Origin of the sequence: Actinoplanes sp. NPDC051633 (assembly GCF_040681735.1) — a bacterium.
Classification (GTDB): Bacteria; Actinomycetota; Actinomycetes; order Mycobacteriales; family Micromonosporaceae; genus Actinoplanes.
Window position 1 is genome coordinate 1 of sequence record NZ_JBFAZH010000037.1, and the last position, 17,176, is coordinate 17,176.

Genomic DNA, 17,176 nt, shown 5'->3' on the forward strand with positions numbered 1-17,176 from the left:
GTCGATCTCGTCGGCGCCCGCCTTCACCGCGTCGCGGGTGTCCGCCAGCTTCACCTCCAGCGGCGCCTGCCCCGAGGGGAAGGCGGTCGCCACGCTGGCGAGATGCACGCCCGAGCCGGCCAGCACCGCCGCCGCGTGCGGGACCATCGAGGGGTAGACGCAGATCGCGGCCACCGACGGGCAGCTCGGGTCGGCCGGGTCGGGCCGCAGCGCCTTGGCCGACAGCGCCCGCACCTTGCCCGGCGTGTCCGCGCCCTCGAGCGTGGTCAGGTCGACCATCCGGATGGCCAGGTCGATCGCGGCGGCCTTGCTGGTCGTCTTGATCGACCGGGTGCCGAGCGCGGCGGCCCGAGCCTCGACGCCGACCTTGTCGACGCCGGGCAAACCATGCAGAACGGACCGTAACGTGACGCCCGGGAGCAGGGTGGCAGTCATGAATTCGATTCTACGCGGCCATGTGACAGTTGATCTTGGACGAACGGTAAGTTGACCGCGTGGACGTACTCGTCGTAGATCACCCGCTGGCTCAATCCAGGCTTACCGCGATGCGCGATGCGGAAACCGACAGCGGCGCCTTCCGCGCCGCGTTGCACGAGCTGACCACCATGCTGGTGTACGAGGCCGCCCGCTCCTTCGCGGTCCAGAAGTACCCGATCACCACGCCGGTCGGGCCGGCCGAGGGCACCCGCATGGCCAACCCGCCGCTGATCGTCCCGGTGCTGCGCGCCGGACTGGGCATGGCCGACTCCGCGCTGGCCCTGCTGCCCGAGTCGTCCATGGGTTTCGTCGGCCTGGCCCGCGACGAGGAGACCTTCGAGCCGAGGGCGTACATGGAGTCGCTGCCCGGTGACCTGAGCGGGCTGCCGGTGCTCGTGCTCGACCCGATGCTGGCCACCGGCGGGTCGCTGCTGCACTGCTGCAAGCTGCTGGTCGACCGGGGCTGCACCGAGGTCATCGTCTGTTGTGTGCTGGCCGCGCCCGAGGGGGTCGCCGCCCTGCGTGACTCCGGCCTGCCGCTCCGGCTGATCACCGCGTCCATCGACGAGGGTCTGAACGACAAGAAGTACATCGTCCCGGGCCTGGGTGACGCCGGTGATCGGCAATTCGGCGGCATGCCCAGGTTCTGATCAGTTGAACTCCGGACGAACATACGGATAGCGAGGTCGGGTTCGTCACAGTCCGGGGTGGTGGCCGATTGGACTTCGCCCCGCATCCTCGACACTATGACCCGGCGAATGAGACCGACCGCTTAGTAGGAGGACGCCCATGACGGGCCCCCACGACCCCATCCCGCCGGCCCGTCCCGTGATCGGCGAGGCCGAGATCGAGGCCGCCGTCCGCGTGCTGCGCAGCGGCATGGTTGTGCAGGGACCGGAGGTGGCGGCCTTCGAGCAGGAGTTCAGCGCGGTCGTCGGCGACCGGCACTGCGTCGCGGTCAACTCGGGCACCTCCGCCCTGCACATGTCCCTGCTGGCGCTCGGCTTCGGCCCGGGCGACGAGGTCATCGTGCCGTCGTTCTCGTTCGCCGCCACGGCGAACGCGGTCCGGCTGGTCGGCGCGACCCCGGTCTTCGCGGACATCGAGCCGGGCTCGTTCAACCTGGACCCGGATGCGGTCGCCGCGGCCATCACGCCGCGCACCGTCGCGATCATGCCGGTGCACCTGTACGGCCACCCGGCCGCGATGGACAAGCTCGTCCCGCTGGCCGAGCGTCACGGCCTGGCCATCGTCGAGGACGCCGCGCAGGCCCACGCCGCCGCGCTGAACGGCACCCCGGTGGGCGCGTTCGGCGTCGCCGCCTGCTTCAGCTTCTACCCGACCAAGAACATGCACTCGCTCGAGGGCGGCATGATCACCACGCCCGACGCGGAGCTGGCCCGTCACCTGCGGCTGCTGCGCAACCAGGGCATGGAGGCGCGCTACCAGAACGAGATCGTGGGCGCGAACATGCGGCTCACCGACGTGGCCGCGGCGATCGGCCGGGTGCAGCTCGGGCAGCTCGAGGGCTGGACGGAGAAGCGCCGGGCGAACGCGGCGTTCCTGGACGCGAACCTCTCCGGCGTGACCGTCCCGCCGGTGGCCGAGGGTGCGCGGCACGTCTACCACCAGTACACGATTCGGGTGCGGGGCGACCGGGACGCGTTCCAGGCCGGCCTCAAGGAGCTCGGCATCGGCAACGCGGTCTACTACCCGACGCCGATCCACAAGCTGAAGCCGTTCCTTGATAAGGACGGCAACGTCGGCGACTGGAAGCTGCCGGAGACCGACCGGGCCGCGGCCGAGGTGGTCTCGCTGCCGGTCTTCCCGAGCCTCACGAGTGAGCAGCTCGACCGCATCGTCGAGGGCGTGAACACCGTGGCGGCGAAGTCATGAGCGCGACGCTGCGCGCCGGCCTGATCGGCCTGGGCGCGATGGGCCGCAACCACGCCCGCGTCCTCAACTCGCTGGACGGCGTGGACCTGGTCGCGATCATGGACCCGGCGCCGAACGCGGCCGGGCCGCAGGGCGTGCCGGTGGTTCCCGACCTGGACCAGCTGCTGGCCAAGCGGCTGGACTACGCCGTCGTGGCCTGCCCGACCGCGCTGCACGAGGAGGTCGGCCTACGGCTCGCCGCGGCCGGCGTGCACGCCCTGATCGAGAAGCCGCTGGCGCCGTCGGTGCAGGCCGCCGCCAAGCTGGCCGACGCCTTCGAGCAGGCGGGCCTGGTCGGGGCCGTCGGTCACATCGAGCGCTACAACCCGTCGCTGCAGAGCCTGCGCTCCCGGCTTGAGGCCGGCGAGCTGGGCGACATGTACCAGGTGGTCACCCGGCGGCAGGGCCCGTTCCCGGGCCGGATCGCCGACGTCGGCGTGGTGATGGACCTGGCCACGCACGACATCGACCTCACCGCGTGGGTCACCGGGCGCGACTACGTCAACGTGGCCGCGCGGACCGTCTCGCGCAGTGGCCGCCCGCACGAGGACATGGTGTCCGCGGTCGCCGCGCTGACCGACGGCCTGGTCGCCAACCACCTGGTGAACTGGCTCAGCCCGTTCAAGGAGCGGTCGACCGTGATCACCGGCGAGCGGGGCAGCTTCATCGCCGACACGCTGACCGCCGACCTCACGTTCTACGCCAACGCCGCGATGAGCACCGAGTGGGAGGCGCTGCGTGCCTTCCGCGGGGTCGCCGAGGGCGACATGATCCGGTATGCGATCCCGAAGCGGGAGCCGCTGCTGGTCGAGCACGAGCGCTTCCGGGACGCGGTCGAGGGCAAGGAAAGCGACATCGTGACCATGCGTCAGGGCATGCGTACGGTCGAGGTGGCCGAGGCCGTGCTGCGGTCCGCCAAGGACGGTTCCGCGGTCGAGGTCAACGGCCACAGATGAGCCCTCCGGCACGGGCGCCGCGGTTGCTCGTCGTCGTCGCCAACGGCATCACCGGGGACTCCCGGGTGCAGAAGACGGCGATCGCCGCGGTCCGGGCCGGCTGGGACGTCACGCTGCTCGGCACCGGCGGCCGGTCCGGCCGCCGGATCGAGTCGGTCATGGGCGGGGTGCGGGTCATCCGGCTGCCGATGGTCTGGGAGTACGCGAAACGCAGCAAGGGCCACCGCGTCCGGCGGATCGTCACGCAGACCGGCATCCGCAACCGTGAGGGCCTGGAGGGCGTCCGGGCCGCGCACAACGCTTGGCTGCGCCGCACCACGGCGCGGATCGGCCTGATCGGCGGTCCGATGGGCCGCGTCCTCGGCTCGGTGGTTCGCGTCCGGCAGCAGTTCCACTCCCTGCGGGTCCGCGCGTTCGGCTGGGAGGAGTTCCACGGCCACCGGCGGCCGACCGGCAACTGGCGGGTCGACCATCCGCAGCTGGTCGACCTCGACCTCGTCTTCGGGCCGGTGATCGAGGAGCTCGAGCCCGATCTGATCCACGCCAACGACGTCACGATGATCCACGCCGCCGCGCTGAGCGTGGCCCGCATGCGGGCCCGCGGCCGAAAGGTGGCCTGGCTCTACGACGCCCACGAGTACGTGCCGGGCATCGACTCGTGGAAGCCGGCCGAGGCGCGGGCGTACCGGGCGGTGGAGAAGGAGTTCATTCCTCAGGCGGACGCGGTGGTCACCGTCTCGCCGGAGATCGCCGGCCTGCTGCGCGCGGATTACCGGCTGGCGCGGACCCCGCTGGTGGTGCGGAACACGCCGATCCGCGAGGCGGTCGGCAGGACCGAACCCAAGCCTTCGGTACGCGCCAACTGCGGCCTCCCGGACGACGTGCCGCTGCTGGTCTACTCCGGCTGGCTGGCCCCGGAACGCGGCCTCGGCACGGCGGTCACCGCGCTGCCCGACCTGCCCGGCGTGCATCTGGCGATCGTCTCCGGCCGGGACACACCGCAACGCCGCCAGTTGCTTGCCCGGGCGCGCGATCTCGGCGTGGCGGATCGCGTACACGTGGTGCCCTACGTCCCGCAGTACGCCGTACCCGACTATCTGTCCACAGCGGACCTCGGGTTGATCTGCTCCCTGCGTACCCTGAATTATGAGATCTCCCTGCCCACCAAGCTGGCGGAGTATCTCCATGCCGGCGTCCCCGTGGTGGCCAGCGACGTCCGGACGCTCGGCGCGTTCGTGCGCGAGCACGGCGTCGGCGAGGTCTTCACCGCGGACGATCCGGTCTCCTTCGCCGGCGCCGTGCGCACGGCGCTGGACCGCCGGGCGTCGCTCGTCGGGAACATCGCCGAGCCGATCCTCGAGGAGCTCTCCTGGGAGCACCAGATCGGCGGACTGCTGGCGCTGTACCGGTCGATCGCGCCACGGGTGCCGACGGTGGAGCGGCCGGACATCGCCTGGTCGGTGGACGAGACGAGCGTCCCGCGCACGCTGGAGAGCGAGCCGGGACCGCTGCCGGCGTGGCGGAAGTTGACCGAGGGCACCGGCGTGCGGCTCGGGTTGGGGCCGGCCAACTTCGCCGGGCAGGCGGCGACCTTCGCGCAGGCGATCTGCCGCGACCGGCCGGACGTGTCGGCCGAGGTGTTCATGCGGCACAAGGGGGACAGCTTCGTCTTCCCGGCCGACGTCTACGTGGACTCCGAACGCCTCGACGACCTCGCCGTGCAGCTCGGCCAGGTGCAGCGGATCATCGGCCGCTGCACGCACCTGATCGCGGACGGCTTCCTGCCGGTCTTCGGCCACCTGAACGGCGAGACCATCGCGGGTGACCTGCCGGCCCTGGAACACGCCGGGATCAAGGTCGCGCTGCTCGCGCACGGCAGTGAGGTGCGGCATCCGGCCCGGCATCTGCGGCGGCACGAGTTCTCGCTCTACCGCGACGCACCCGAGGGGATCATCGAGAACTGGACGATCCGCGCGGACCGCAACCTCGAGATCGCGGACCGGGCCGGGCTGCCGCTGTTCGTGACGACGCCGGATCTGCTCGACGACCTGCCGTCCGCGACGTGGGCGCCGCTGGTGGTGGACGTCGACGCCTGGGTCAGCGACATGCCGGTGATGGAGCGGCCGCGCCCGCGGGTGCTGCACGCGCCGTCGCAGCGCTGGACCAAGGGCACCAACCGGATCCTGCCGACGCTGGAGAAGCTGCACGACAGCGGCGCGATCGAGCTGGTGCTGGCCGAGCGGGTGCCGTGGTCGGCGCTGCGCGACCTGGTGCGCGGCTGCGACGTGGTGGTGGACCAGTTCGCGGCGGGCAGCTACGGGGCCTTCGCGGTGGAGGCGATGGCGGCCGGCCGGCCGGTGGTGGGCTACCTGGCCGAGCGGGTCCACGCGGCGGTGGGCGCGACGCCGCCGATCGTGAACGCGACGCCGCCGACGCTGGCCGCGGCCCTGGAGTCGCTGCTGGACGACCCGTCAGGCGCGGCGAAGATCGGCGCGGAGTCGGCGGCCTACGCCCGCGACACCCACGACGGCCGCCGCACGGCTCAGGCCTTCGCCGACTTCCTCACCGCCTGATCAGGGAGCGGAGCTTCGCCTCGAAGGGGACCAGCACCTTCTCGCGGGTGAACTGCTCGGCGTGGGCGACCGCCGCGGCCCGCATCTGCGGGGTCAGGTCTGCCGCCGCCTTGCCGGCCGCGATCCTCGCCTGCGCCACGTCGGCCGGGTCGAGGCTGTCGGCGTTGAACCACAACGGATAGCCGGCCAGCACCTCGGCAGCCGCGATGCCGGGGGCGTGCACCGAGACGATCGGCTTGCCGTTCGCCATGTACTCGAAGATCTTGCCCGAGGTCACGTACTTGGCGCCGCCGGCCAGGAAGACCAGCACGTCGGCGCTCGCGTACACCTCGGCGACCTCCGTTTTAGAGACCGGGCCGCGGTAGAGGACGCCGGTCGCCGGGCCGCCCACCCGGCCCTCGTCGTCCACCCCCAGGGTCTGCGTCAGGTGGCGGTTGCCGGCCCGGAAGAAGCCCAGGTGACCGTAGAGCTCGAGGGTCGCGCCGGACAGCGACGGATGGGTACGTGCCAGGGCGAACGCGTCCACCATCTCCTGCGCCGGCTGGGCGGTCGTGATCGTGCCCACGTACCCGAAACGCAGTGGGTCCGACGGCTTGTGCGCAGGGACGACTCCGCCGGCGAGGACGTCCGGATCCCAGCCGTTGGGGACGATCATCATCTTGGCCGCGAGCGCCGGGTATCGCTGCGCGTGCCACTGCCGCAGCGCCTCGTTGACGAAGACCACGCCCGACGCGCGGTCGAGCACGCGCCGCTCCCAGGCCCATGCCGGATGCCCCGTGGGGTAGAGCGGCTTGTCCTTGAACAGGTCGAGGGTCCACGCGTCGCGGTAGTCGACCACATAGGGCACGCCGGTCAGCCGGTGGAACACGTACGCCGCGGCGAACGCGGCGAACGGGTTGCCGGTCGCCACCACGACGTCGAACTTGCGACGGGCGTGCAGGCGCAGCGCCCGCTTCACCGCGTTCAGGCCCCACGAGTGGTAGTGCTCGGGGAAGATCCGCTGCGTGCCGTTGTAGAGCTTCTGAGCGAGCACCGGGAACTGCCGGCGGAACCGGCCGAACCGGCGGACGTCGCTGGCCCACACGAACTGGTTCAGCGACGGCCGCTCGACGTGGACCCGCGGGTCGATCGTGTCGGCGAGCTTCTCGTCCACCGAGCCCACCGCCTCGTGCAGGAAACGCAGCGGGGCGGCGAACACGGTCACGTCCCAGCCGTGCCCGGCCAGGAAGTTGGCGGTCGCGCGGGCGCGGTAGACGCCGCTGGCCCGGGACGGCGGGAAGTAGAACGACAGGTAGAGGACCCGCACCGACGTCAGGTCCGGGAGAGCACTTCGACGACCCGCTGTGCCGCGCGGCCGTCGCCGTACGGTGTGCCGCGCTCGGCCGACGGAGCCGGCCGGGTGGCCGTGGCGGTCCAGTCGGCGCCCAGCGTCCACGGGTCGGGGATCAGGAAGTTCCAGCCGCCCTCGAGCGTCTCCACCCACTCGGTCTCGGGCCGCAGCGTGGTGCACGGCCGGTCCAGCAGGTACGCCTCCTTCTGCAGGCCGCCGGAGTCGGTGACGACACCCACCGAGCCCTGCACAGCGGCCACCATCCCGGCGTAGGGCAGCGGACGGCCCGAGTGCAGCGCGCCCTGGTTGAGCTTGAGCCCGTGGCTGTCGGCACGCGCCACCAGCCGCGGGTGCGCCAGCAGCGCCACCGGCACCGGCAGCCCGGCCAGCGCGTCGAGCAGCGCGGCCAGCCGCTCCGGGTCGTCGGTGTTCTCCGCGCGGTGCAGCGTGGCCAGCAGGTACGGCTCGTCGGGGTCGATGCCGTCGGGCAGCGACGGGACCGTGAACCGGCCGGCCTCGACGTCGTCGCGGACCCGCAGGCAGACGTCCACCATCACGTCACCGACCAGGACGGACCGCTTCTCCAGCCCTTCGCTCGCCAGGTGCCGCATGGCCTCCTCGGTCGGGGCCAGCAGCAGATCGGCCGCGTGGTCGGTGAGCACGCGGTTGTGCTCCTCGGGCATCCGCCGGTTGAACGAGCGCAGGCCCGCCTCCAGGTGCGCCACCCGCAGGTGCTGCTTCACCGCGGCCACCGCACCGGCCAGCGTCGAGTTGGTGTCGCCGTAGACCAGCACCCAGTCGGGCTGCTGCTGCTCCAGCACGGGGTCGATCGCGGCCAGCACCGCGCCGGTCTGCACGCCGTGGCTGCCCGAGCCGACCCCCAGGTGCACGTCGGGGTCCGGGATGCCGAGGCCGGTGAAGAACACGTCCGACAGGTCCGCGTCGTAGTGCTGCCCCGTGTGCACGATGACGTGCTCGTGCTCCGTCTCGGCGAACGCGGCCGCGATCGGGGCCAGCTTCACGAGCTGTGGGCGCGCGCCCACGACACTCAGGACCTTCACGTAATGCTCCTCGGGATGATCGGTTTTTCTGCGCGCAAACCGGCACCATACTCTGAACGCTCGACAGGCGGAGGAAGGAGCCCGGTGAGCACCTCGCGTTACAGGGCCGTTTACGTGGCGCTCGGGAAGCGGCGGCCGGCGGCGGCGCGGGCACTCACCGCCGGAGACCCGTCGTGGCTACTGGCCACCACCGGCGACGGACTTCTCGAACGTGACGGCCCGCTCGCGCACGCCGACCTCATGGTCGCCGGCGATCCGGAGGCCATGCCGATCGCGCTCGCCGCGCGGCGCCTCTTTCCGCGGCTGAGGATCGCCACCGACGTCGCCGCCGACCCGGACCGTCGCCCCGCGCCGGCCGGCCTGGCCGTGGTCACGCCGTGGTACCCGTGTCCCAACGACCCGTTCGCCGGCGCGTTCGTGCAGGCCGCCACGCGGGCCGTGGGAGACGCGATGGGCCGGGTGTCGACCCTGCACACGGAGAACTGGTACTACTCGCCGCACGGCCTGGCCGGGAAGAAGGTCGAGGTCGCGTTCGGCCGGCAGCTGGACCGGCAGCCGGGCGTGACCGTCGAGGACACCGCCGAGGGCGAGCTGACCCGGGTGGTCGCGCCGCAGCGGGCCGGCGCCGACTACGTGACGTGGGCGCGGTCGCAGACCGAGCGGCTGCGCGCGGTGCTGCCGACCGGGCGGATCGAGGCGCCCGTGGTGCACGCGCACACCGGCCACTACGCGGGCGTGGTGGCCGCCGCGCTGATCCGCGACGACGCCAAGCTGGTGGTGACCGAGCACGCGACGTTCCTGGACAAGGTCTTCGCGCAGCCGGCCGCCCGCCGGGCGTACGGCGCGATGCTGGCCCGGGCGAGCGTGCTGCTCTGCGTCGGCGCGTCCCTGCGGGACCAGATCGCGGACCGGTTCCCCCAGCACGCCGGCAAGCTGCGGGTCGTGCCCAACCCGATCGACTTCGACCGGTTCGCCGTGCGGCCCGCTCCGGCGGCGGCGCCGCTGCGCTGGCTGTACATCGGCCGGATGCTCGAGCACAAGGGCGTGCGGACGCTGCTCGAGGCCTTCGCCCGGGTGGCGGCCGGGGACGACCGGGTGACGCTGACCCTGGTCGGCTCCGGGGCGCTGGTCGAGCCGCTGGGCGAGCGGATTGCCGAGCTCGGGCTGACCGGTCGCGTGACGCAGCGGCCGCCGGTCGCGCCCGACGAGGTCGGCGCGCTGTTGCACGAGCACGACGTGCTCACCCACGCCAGCCGGTCGGAGACCTTCGGGATCACGCTGATCGAGGCGATCGCCACGCAGACGCCGGTGCTGGCCGCGCGCAGCGAAGGGCCGGCCGAGACGCTCGCCGGGCTCGATCACGTGGCCGGGCAGCTCTTCGAGCCCACTGACGACCCGGACGCGATCGTGGCCGCGTACCGGAAGCTCGCCGAGGCCTGGCCACGCCTCGACCTGGCCGCCGCGCGGGAGCGGCTCCGGACGCGCTACGGCCGCGAAGCGGTCGGCGCCCAGCTGCGCGAGATCTACCGCGAGGAGCCGGTGCTCGCCGGGCCGGCGACCGAGGCGGAGCCCGTCCGGGACGACCGGATCACCGTGGTGGCGATCGACCAGCCGGGCAACCGGCGCGCCCGCGAGTTCGTCACCGAGGCCCGCCGGCGCGGCTACGGGGTCGACCTGATCACCGCGGAGCCGGAGCCGGGGCAGTTCGATGCCGGGGTGCGGGTGCACGCGATCGGCGCCGACGAACGCCGGCGGGCCGGCCGCCGGCTGGTGGAAGGGCTGGTCACGGCGGTGCCGCGCCGGGCGCTCCGGTTGGTGCGAGCGGGTACGCGCAAGCTGAGCTCACCGCTGCCCGAGGCGCTCGCGATCACCGCCGAGCGCGGACATCGCAGGGTCGCCGACAAGATCACCAAGCGGGTGTACGGGAAGTACTACGCCGTCGTGCGGCCCCGGATCCTGTGGCGCATCACCCGGCGCAGGGTGCTGCCGTCCCTGGACCTGTCGCGTACCCGACGCGTGGTCGTCCATGGTGCACCCGGCGTCACCATCGGCTGGGGTCTGGCTCGCCGAAATCCGGCGATGAGCGTCGGCACCGACCTCACGCTGCCGGCCGATTGACAGCGATCGTCACCGAGCGTTCATCTATGCGGTGGCGAAATGCTCTATGATTCGCCGCCGGGTTCTGACACCGAGGGGGGCACGTGACGGACGCGACCGTGGTCATCGCCGTCTACAACACGATGCCCTATCTGCGTGACTGCCTGGCCTCGGTGTTCGACCAGAGCATCGGGCTCGGCCGCCTCGAGGTCATCGCGGTCGACGACGGCTCCACCGATGGCAGCGGCGACGAACTAGACCGGTGGCAGCAGCGTCATCCGGACATCATGCGGGTGATTCATCAGGAGAATTCGGGCGGTCCCGCCGCGCCGAGCAACCGCGCGCTCGAGCTCGCCACCGGCCGCTACGTCTTCTTCCTCGGCGCCGACGACCGGCTCGGCCGCGAGGCGCTGGAGCGGCTGGTGCGCACGGCCGACGAGCTGGAGGCCGACGTGGTCCTCGGCCGGCTGGTCGGCGACGGCGGCCGGTGGGTGAGCCAGGCCATCTTCGACCCGGGCGACCGCGACGACATCACGCTGGTCAACTCGGCGTTGCCGATGGCGCTGTCGAACACCAAGCTCTTCCGCCGGTCCATGCTGGAGGAGCACCGCATCCGCTATCCGGAGGGGCTGGTCTCGGGCAGCGACCGGCCCTTCACGCTGCAGGCGATCGCGCACGCGCGGCGGGTGTCGGTGCGGGCGGACTACAAGTTCTACTACGCGATGCGGCGCACCGACTCCAGCAACATCACGTACGGGACGCCGCTGCACTGCCTGCTGAACGACGCCGCGACCGTGATGGACCTCTCCGCCGACCTGATCACCGATCCGGCCGCCCACGCCCGGCTGGTGCACCGGCACTTCGACTGGGAGCTGGCCAAGCTCGTCGGCCCGAGGTTCCTCGAGGCCGACCGCGCCGAGCAGACCCGGGTGCAGGACGGCATCCGCAAGCTCGCGGAGACCTACCTCACCGAGCCGATCCGCAGCCGCCTCGAGGTGCACAAGCGGATCTCGCTCAGCGTGGCGCAGTTCGGCACGCTGGACGATCTGATCGCCGTGGTCCGGCACCACCAGGAGCACAAGTTCGAGCCGGTGGTCGTCGAGGGAGACCGCCATTACCTGGCCTACCCGGGGTTCCGGACCTTCCCGGACGAGTGGTTCGACGCGAGCGAGCGGCTGGTTCCCCTGCCGCACCAGGCCGGCCCGGCCGAGGTCCGATGGGGACGCAATGCGGCCGGCAAACGCGCGATCGTCGTCGAGTGGCGCAGCACGCTGGATCTGGATCATCCCGATGAGCCGGCTCCGCGGGCGTTCGCCGGTGACCACGTTGCGGTGCGTACCGACATCAGCGCGGACGGTCGCATCCGTGCGGACTTCGCCGTGGACGACCTGGTGGCCGAGGAACGCTATTCTCGGCGGCGCCAGGTACGGTTCACCCGGACCGTCGGCGGTGAGTACCAGAGCCTGCCGGTGACCTGGACCACAGGGGCGCGGCTGACTCGGGTCGTGCATCGCCAGGGCGCGAGGATCTGGGTGGTCAGCGCCGTCGCCGCCGGTCGTCACCACCAGCTTCGCATCGTGGTCCACACGATCACCCCGCGTCGCCTGGCCGGTGCGCTGGCACGCCGCCTGCGACTGAAGAAGTAGCCGTCGACAGCCCTCTGTAGGAGGAAAGACCCCCGTCATGAAGATCTGTGTCGTCGCCCTGGGCAAGATCGGGCTGCCGCTCGCCGTCCAGTTCGCGTCCAAGGGCCACACCGTGCTGGGCGCGGACGTGTCCGAGCCGACGGTCCGCAGCGTCAACGACGGCGTCGTGCCGTTCCCCGGCGAGGCCGACCTGGACGTGAAGCTGAAGGAGGCGGTGAACGCGGGCCTGCTCAAGGCCACCACGGACACTGCCGCGGCGGTCGCCGAGTCGGAGGCCGTGGTCGTCGTCGTCCCGCTGTTCGTCGACGGCGACGGGGTGCCGGACTTCGCCTGGATGGAGTCGGCCACCCGGGACATCGCGCGCGGCCTGCGCCCCGGCACGCTGGTCAGCTACGAGACCACCCTGCCGGTGGGCACCACCCGCAGCCGCTGGGCGCCGCTGCTCGAGGAGGGCTCCGGCCTGACCGCCGGCAAGGACTTCCACCTGGTCTTCAGCCCCGAGCGGGTGCTGACCGGGCGGGTCTTCGCCGATCTGCGCAAGTACCCGAAGCTGGTGGGCGGCGTGGACGCCGGGTCGGCCCGGCGGGGCATCGAGTTCTACGAGGCCGTGCTGGACTTCGACGACCGGCCCGACCTGGACCGGCCCAACGGCGTGTGGGATCTGGGCTCGGCCGAGGCGGCAGAGCTGGCCAAGCTGGCCGAGACCACGTACCGCGACGTGAACATCGGGCTGGCCAACCAGTTCGCCCGGTACGCGGACACCATCGACGTCGACGTCAACCTGGTCATCGACGCGTGCAACACCCAGCCGTACAGCCACATCCACCGGCCCGGCATCGCGGTCGGCGGGCACTGCATCCCGGTCTACCCGCGGCTGTACCTGTGGAACGACCCGGCGGCGACCGTGGTGCGCTCGGCCCGCGAGGCGAACGCGGCGATGCCGGCCTACGCGGTCGACCTGCTGGCCGCGGCGGTCGGTGACCTGAGCGGCGCCGGGGTGCTGGTGCTCGGCGCGTCGTACCGCGGCGGGGTGAAGGAGACGGCCTTCTCCGGCGTCTTCGGCACGGTGGAGGAGCTGCGCAAGCGTGGCGCGAAGCCGTACGTGTCCGACCCGATGTACTCGTCCGCCGAGCTGACCGCGCACGGCCTGCCGCCGCACGAGGGCGAGGACGTCTCGGCCGCGATCCTGCAGGCCGACCACGCCGAGTACCGCAGCCTGACCAGCGACGACCTGCCGGGCGTCAAGGTTCTGGTGGACGGCCGCCGCACGACGGACCCCGACAAGCTGCCGGGCATCCGCCGCATCGTCATCGGGGGTTAAAGACGCTCAGTGATCTCGCCGGCCTCGTTCACCCGTGCGCGGGGCCGGGCGGGATTGCCCGCCACCAGCGTGAACGGCTCCACGTCCTTGGTGACCACCGAGCCGGCCGCGATCATCGCGAACTCGCCGACCTCGATGCCGCAGATCAGGGTGGCGTTCGCGCCGATCGACGCACCGCGGCGTACCAGCGTCGGGGTGATCTTCCAATCGGCGTTGGTGGCGCGTGGCCGCAGATCGTTGGTGAAGACCGCGCACGGGCCGACGAAGACCTCGTCCTCGATCGTGACGCCCTGATACACGGACACGTTGTTCTGCACTTTCACGCGACTGCCGACGACCGCGTGCGCGTCGAGGTAGACATTGCGCCCGATCACGCAGTCCGAGCCCACCGTGGCCGATGAGCGGATGTGCGCGAGATGCCAGACCTTTGTCCCGGATCCGACCTGAGCGCCGTCCTCGACGTCCGCCGTAGGGTGCACGAAGTAATCCATGCGGGCAGTCTTCCAAGCCCGTTCGCAGGTTGCGAATGCGCCCCACGCACCTCGGGGCTGTTGTGCGTGACCGGGGCCACTATGGTTCAGAAGCATGACCTCCATCGCGCTCGCTGAGGAGCTGCTTCTCCTCGCGTACGACGACCAGACCGGCAAGGCCACCGGGTCCCAAATCGGGCTCGACCTTGGCATGGCCGCGGCCGTCATGATCGACCTCGCGCTGGCCGGCCGCGTCGCCTACGTCGACGGGTTCCTGAAGGTGAACGACGCGACCCCGATCGGCGACCCGATCGCCGACGCGGTGCTGGCCAAGGCCGCGGCGGACGACCCGCACACGCCCGCCCAGTGGTTGCAGCGACTGCGGCACGGGCTGCGCACGCGGGTGCTGGCCGACCTGGTGGAGCGGGGCGTCATCCAGGACGTGGACGAGACCCAGATGGGCGTCATCCACGTGCATCGTTACCCGACGACGGACCCGGCGGTGGAGGCCGAGATCCGCAAGCGCCTGGCCGAGGCGCTGATCAACCACGACATGCCGGACGAGCGGACGGCCGCGCTGGCCACGCTGCTGACGGCGACGCGGATGGAGCCGGCGCTGCGGCTGCCCCCGGAGGAGGCCGCGGAGGCGCACCGCCGCCTGGAGGAGATCGCGAGCGGCGCGGGCTTCAGCGGCAGCGCCAACCTGGAGGACAGCATCGTCCGCCCCAGCGTGGCGCTGGTCGTGGCGACCCTCGGCCGGGCGATCTCGGCGGCGTTGGGTGCCCCCAAACCGGCCTGAAATCAAGATCATGTCGTAGCCGGGTGGTGGGTACGCACCGCTGCTCCCGCCGAGGGCCGGGCGGGCCCATCTGGCCGCTGGCGCGTCCAATCCGATGCGCCCACCCGGCGACGTGCGTAAGTGGTTGCGCGCGGCCCGCACACCCCGCGGACCGACAACAAAGTGGTAGCCCAGCCACCTGTTCCAGGCGTCGACGGGTGGGTGAGCTACCACTGTTCGCGTCCGCTACGTCAGGTGTCGGGTGAAGAAGCGGGCTGAGGTTTCTGGTTCTTCGGGGATCTGGCCGTTGTGGGGGCCCGGGTAGGCGTGCAGGGTCTTGTCGTCGGTGGCGAAGGCGTCGAAGAGGGCCAGGGCCGACTCCCGGGGGACCAGCTCGTCGTCCCACTTCACGACGAACTCCACCGGGATCTTGATGGTGGCCGCCGTCTCTGCGAGTGACTCCCCGCCCGCCAGGCCCAGGACCGCCGCCTTGATCCGCGGCTCCGCGGCCACCAGCGGGACGCCGACCGCGCATCCCATCGACATGCCCCAGAAGCCCGCCACGGGGGCGCCGAGTGCGTCCAGGACCGCCCGCCACTCGGGGACGGCCCCCGCCGCCAGTTCGGTGTTGTGGCGGATGATCAGCGGACCGACGTCACCGCCCGCCCGGATGGCTTCCCTGAGTCGCTCGGTGGCCGGCTCGGCCGGGCGGTCGCCGCAGCCCGGCAAATCGATGGCCGCCGCCGCGAAGCCGCCGGCGGCGACAAAGTGATGCGCGCGGGCGAGCACGCCCGGCGCCTTCTTGTGCTGCCCACCGCCGTGGCACAGCAGGATCAGTGGACGGTCGCCGGGCTCGCCGGCCGGGGACCAGAGGATGCCGGGGATGTCGCCGACGGTGAAGGAACGTTCGTGCACGATGATGCCTTTCGGGATGGCGCTCCCGGCGGCTCAGTGCGACCGGAAGGTGAGCGCCCAGCGTGATCGAGAAATGGGACTCACCTCCTTCGGTAGGGTGCCGACGCTATCAGAGGCTGGTCAGACGCCCAGCGCTGTCGCCGTCTCGTTGCGGAGGGTGGCCATCGCCACGTCGGCCGTGCGCCGGGAGCCGGCCAGCTCCTCGCGACTCGTCGGCCGGACCACCTCGAGGTAGGCCTTCAGCTTGGGTTCGGTGCCGGACGGGCGGATCACCACGCGGGCGTTGCGAGTGGTCAGGCGGAGGATGTCGTTGTCCGGCAGCAGATCCTCGAAGGTGACCTTCTCGTCGAGCAGGGTGGCCGGCGGGTTCGCGCGCAGGAACGCCATCGCCGAGGTGATTCTGGACAGGTCGTCGACGCGGATAGACAGCTGGTCGGTGCGGTGGACGCCGAACTCGACGTCCAGGTCGTCCAGCCGGTCGGCGAGCGTGCGGCCCTGAGCCTTGAGGGCCGCGGCCAGGTCGGCGACCACCAGCGCCGCGGTGATGCCGTCCTTGTCGCGGGTCACCGCCGGGGCCACGCAGTAGCCCAGCGCTTCCTCGTACCCGTAGGCCAGGTCCTCGGCCGCCCGCACGATCCACTTGAAGCCGGTCAGCGTCTCGTTGTAGGGCACGCCCCGGGCCGCACACATCGCCCGCAGCATCGTCGACGAGACGATCGTCGTGGCGTACGTGCCGGGGGCGCCACCGCTGATCAGGCGGTCCGCCAGCAGGGCGCCGAGCTGGTCGCCGGTCAGCGCACGCCAGGAGCCGTCCGCACCCGGGACGGCGACGGCGCACCGGTCGGCGTCTGGGTCGTTGGCGATCGCGACGTCCGCACCCGTCTCGGTGGCGAGCGCCAGGAGCAGATCCATCGCGCCCGGCTCCTCGGGGTTCGGGAAGGCGACGGTCGGAAAGTCGGGATCCGGATCGGCCTGCTCGGGCACCACGTGCACCGACCCGATGCCGGCCTGCTTGAACGCGCGGACCATGATCTCGCCGCCGACGCCGTGCAGCGGTGTGTACGCGACGGTCAGATCGCGCCGGAACCGCGGGATCACGATCGACGCGCTGTAGACGTATTCGTCGACCGTGCGGTCGTCCAGGACCACACCGGGCGGTCCGAGCGGGATGTCGGCCAGCGCACCGACCGCTTGGATGGCGGCCTCGATCTCGGCGTCCGCGGGCGGGACGATCTGGGCGCCCTCGCCGATCCGGCCGCCCAGCTGCGCACCCAGATAGACCTTGTAGCCGTTGTCCTGGGGCGGGTTGTGGCTGGCCGTGACCATGACGCCGGCCAGCGCCTGGTGCGACCTGACCGCGTGGGCCAGCACCGGCGTCGGCAGCGGACGCGGGAGGACCAACGCCTCCAGGCCCGCCCCGGTGGCGACCTCGGCGGTGCGGTCGGCGAAGGACCGGGAGCCGTGCCGGGCGTCGTACCCGATCACCAGCGGACCGTGCCCACCCGCGGCCTTCAGCCAGCTCACCAGCCCGGCCGCCGCCCGGGTCACGACGGCCAGGTTCATGCCGTTGGGCCCGGCGCGGAGCCGGCCGCGCAGCCCGGCGGTGCCGAAGGTCAG

At 71.8% G+C, this 17,176-nt stretch carries 13 protein-coding genes and 1 pseudogene; 8 read left to right on the forward strand and 6 right to left on the reverse strand.

Annotated elements, in window-relative coordinates; genetic code table 11:
* Positions 1 to 435, reverse strand: a pseudogene (locus tag AB0M20_RS04265) (deoxyribose-phosphate aldolase); the annotation flags it as partial.
* A 59-nt stretch (positions 436 to 494) separates the two neighbouring features.
* On the opposite strand from AB0M20_RS04265, the gene upp reads away from it, so the two are divergent.
* From upp to AB0M20_RS04285, 4 genes are all read left to right on the forward strand, one after another.
* A complete protein-coding gene (gene upp, locus AB0M20_RS04270; protein ID WP_364293488.1) occupies positions 495 to 1,127 on the forward strand; it encodes a uracil phosphoribosyltransferase in 633 nt (210 codons plus the stop codon).
* Between the two features lie 139 nt (positions 1,128 to 1,266).
* A complete protein-coding gene (locus AB0M20_RS04275) occupies positions 1,267 to 2,373 on the forward strand; it encodes a DegT/DnrJ/EryC1/StrS family aminotransferase (protein WP_364293491.1) in 1,107 nt (368 codons plus the stop codon).
* The gene (locus tag AB0M20_RS04280) at positions 2,370 to 3,368 is read left to right on the forward strand and encodes a Gfo/Idh/MocA family oxidoreductase (protein WP_364293494.1); all 999 of its coding nucleotides are present in this window, start codon (positions 2,370 to 2,372) and stop codon (positions 3,366 to 3,368) included. The genes AB0M20_RS04275 and AB0M20_RS04280 overlap by 4 nt, the downstream gene beginning before the upstream one ends.
* Entirely contained in the window at positions 3,365 to 5,941 is a 2,577-nt protein-coding gene (locus AB0M20_RS04285) for a glycosyltransferase (protein WP_364293497.1), read from the forward strand. Before AB0M20_RS04280 ends, AB0M20_RS04285 begins: the two co-directional genes overlap by 4 nt.
* Here the strand turns inward: AB0M20_RS04285 and AB0M20_RS04290 are convergent.
* Together AB0M20_RS04290 and wecB are read right to left on the reverse strand one after the other, a co-directional pair.
* Positions 5,931 to 7,247 (reverse strand): glycosyltransferase, encoded by a 1,317-nt coding sequence (locus AB0M20_RS04290; RefSeq protein ID WP_364293499.1) that lies wholly within the window; start codon positions 7,245 to 7,247, stop codon positions 5,931 to 5,933. The genes AB0M20_RS04285 and AB0M20_RS04290 overlap by 11 nt on opposite strands.
* A gap of 5 nt (positions 7,248 to 7,252) precedes the next feature.
* Positions 7,253 to 8,332 (reverse strand): UDP-N-acetylglucosamine 2-epimerase (non-hydrolyzing), encoded by a 1,080-nt coding sequence (gene wecB / locus AB0M20_RS04295; RefSeq protein ID WP_364293502.1) that lies wholly within the window; start codon positions 8,330 to 8,332, stop codon positions 7,253 to 7,255.
* A gap of 84 nt (positions 8,333 to 8,416) precedes the next feature.
* Here wecB and AB0M20_RS04300 point away from each other — a divergent pair, with 84 nt between their 5' ends.
* The 3 genes from AB0M20_RS04300 to AB0M20_RS04310 all read left to right on the forward strand — a co-directional run bounded on the left by AB0M20_RS04300 (position 8,417) and on the right by AB0M20_RS04310 (position 13,396).
* Positions 8,417 to 10,450: a glycosyltransferase family 4 protein gene (locus tag AB0M20_RS04300; protein WP_364293505.1), complete on the forward strand. Its 2,034-nt coding sequence runs from the start codon at positions 8,417 to 8,419 to the stop codon at positions 10,448 to 10,450.
* 83 nt (positions 10,451 to 10,533) lie between these two features.
* The gene (locus AB0M20_RS04305; RefSeq protein ID WP_364293508.1) at positions 10,534 to 12,075 is read left to right on the forward strand and encodes a glycosyltransferase; all 1,542 of its coding nucleotides are present in this window, start codon (positions 10,534 to 10,536) and stop codon (positions 12,073 to 12,075) included.
* Between the two features lie 37 nt (positions 12,076 to 12,112).
* Positions 12,113 to 13,396 carry a nucleotide sugar dehydrogenase gene (locus AB0M20_RS04310; protein ID WP_364293511.1) on the forward strand — a complete coding sequence of 428 codons (1,284 nt, stop codon included), beginning with the start codon at positions 12,113 to 12,115 and terminating at the stop codon, positions 13,394 to 13,396.
* On the opposite strand, the gene AB0M20_RS04315 is transcribed toward AB0M20_RS04310, so the two are convergent.
* On the reverse strand, positions 13,393 to 13,887 hold the full coding sequence (locus AB0M20_RS04315) for an acyltransferase (protein WP_364293514.1): 495 nt from the start codon (positions 13,885 to 13,887) through the stop codon (positions 13,393 to 13,395). The genes AB0M20_RS04310 and AB0M20_RS04315 overlap by 4 nt on opposite strands.
* A gap of 94 nt (positions 13,888 to 13,981) precedes the next feature.
* Here AB0M20_RS04315 and AB0M20_RS04320 point away from each other — a divergent pair, with 94 nt between their 5' ends.
* Positions 13,982 to 14,665 carry a GPP34 family phosphoprotein gene (locus tag AB0M20_RS04320; RefSeq protein WP_364293517.1) on the forward strand — a complete coding sequence of 228 codons (684 nt, stop codon included), beginning with the start codon at positions 13,982 to 13,984 and terminating at the stop codon, positions 14,663 to 14,665.
* Between the two features lie 225 nt (positions 14,666 to 14,890).
* On the opposite strand, the gene AB0M20_RS04325 is transcribed toward AB0M20_RS04320, so the two are convergent.
* Both AB0M20_RS04325 and AB0M20_RS04330 read right to left on the reverse strand, forming a co-directional pair.
* Positions 14,891 to 15,559: an alpha/beta fold hydrolase gene (locus tag AB0M20_RS04325; protein WP_364293520.1), complete on the reverse strand. Its 669-nt coding sequence runs from the start codon at positions 15,557 to 15,559 to the stop codon at positions 14,891 to 14,893.
* A 120-nt stretch (positions 15,560 to 15,679) separates the two neighbouring features.
* The coding region (locus AB0M20_RS04330) for a phospho-sugar mutase (protein WP_364293523.1) at positions 15,680 to 17,176 on the reverse strand (1,497 nt) is incomplete at its 5' end.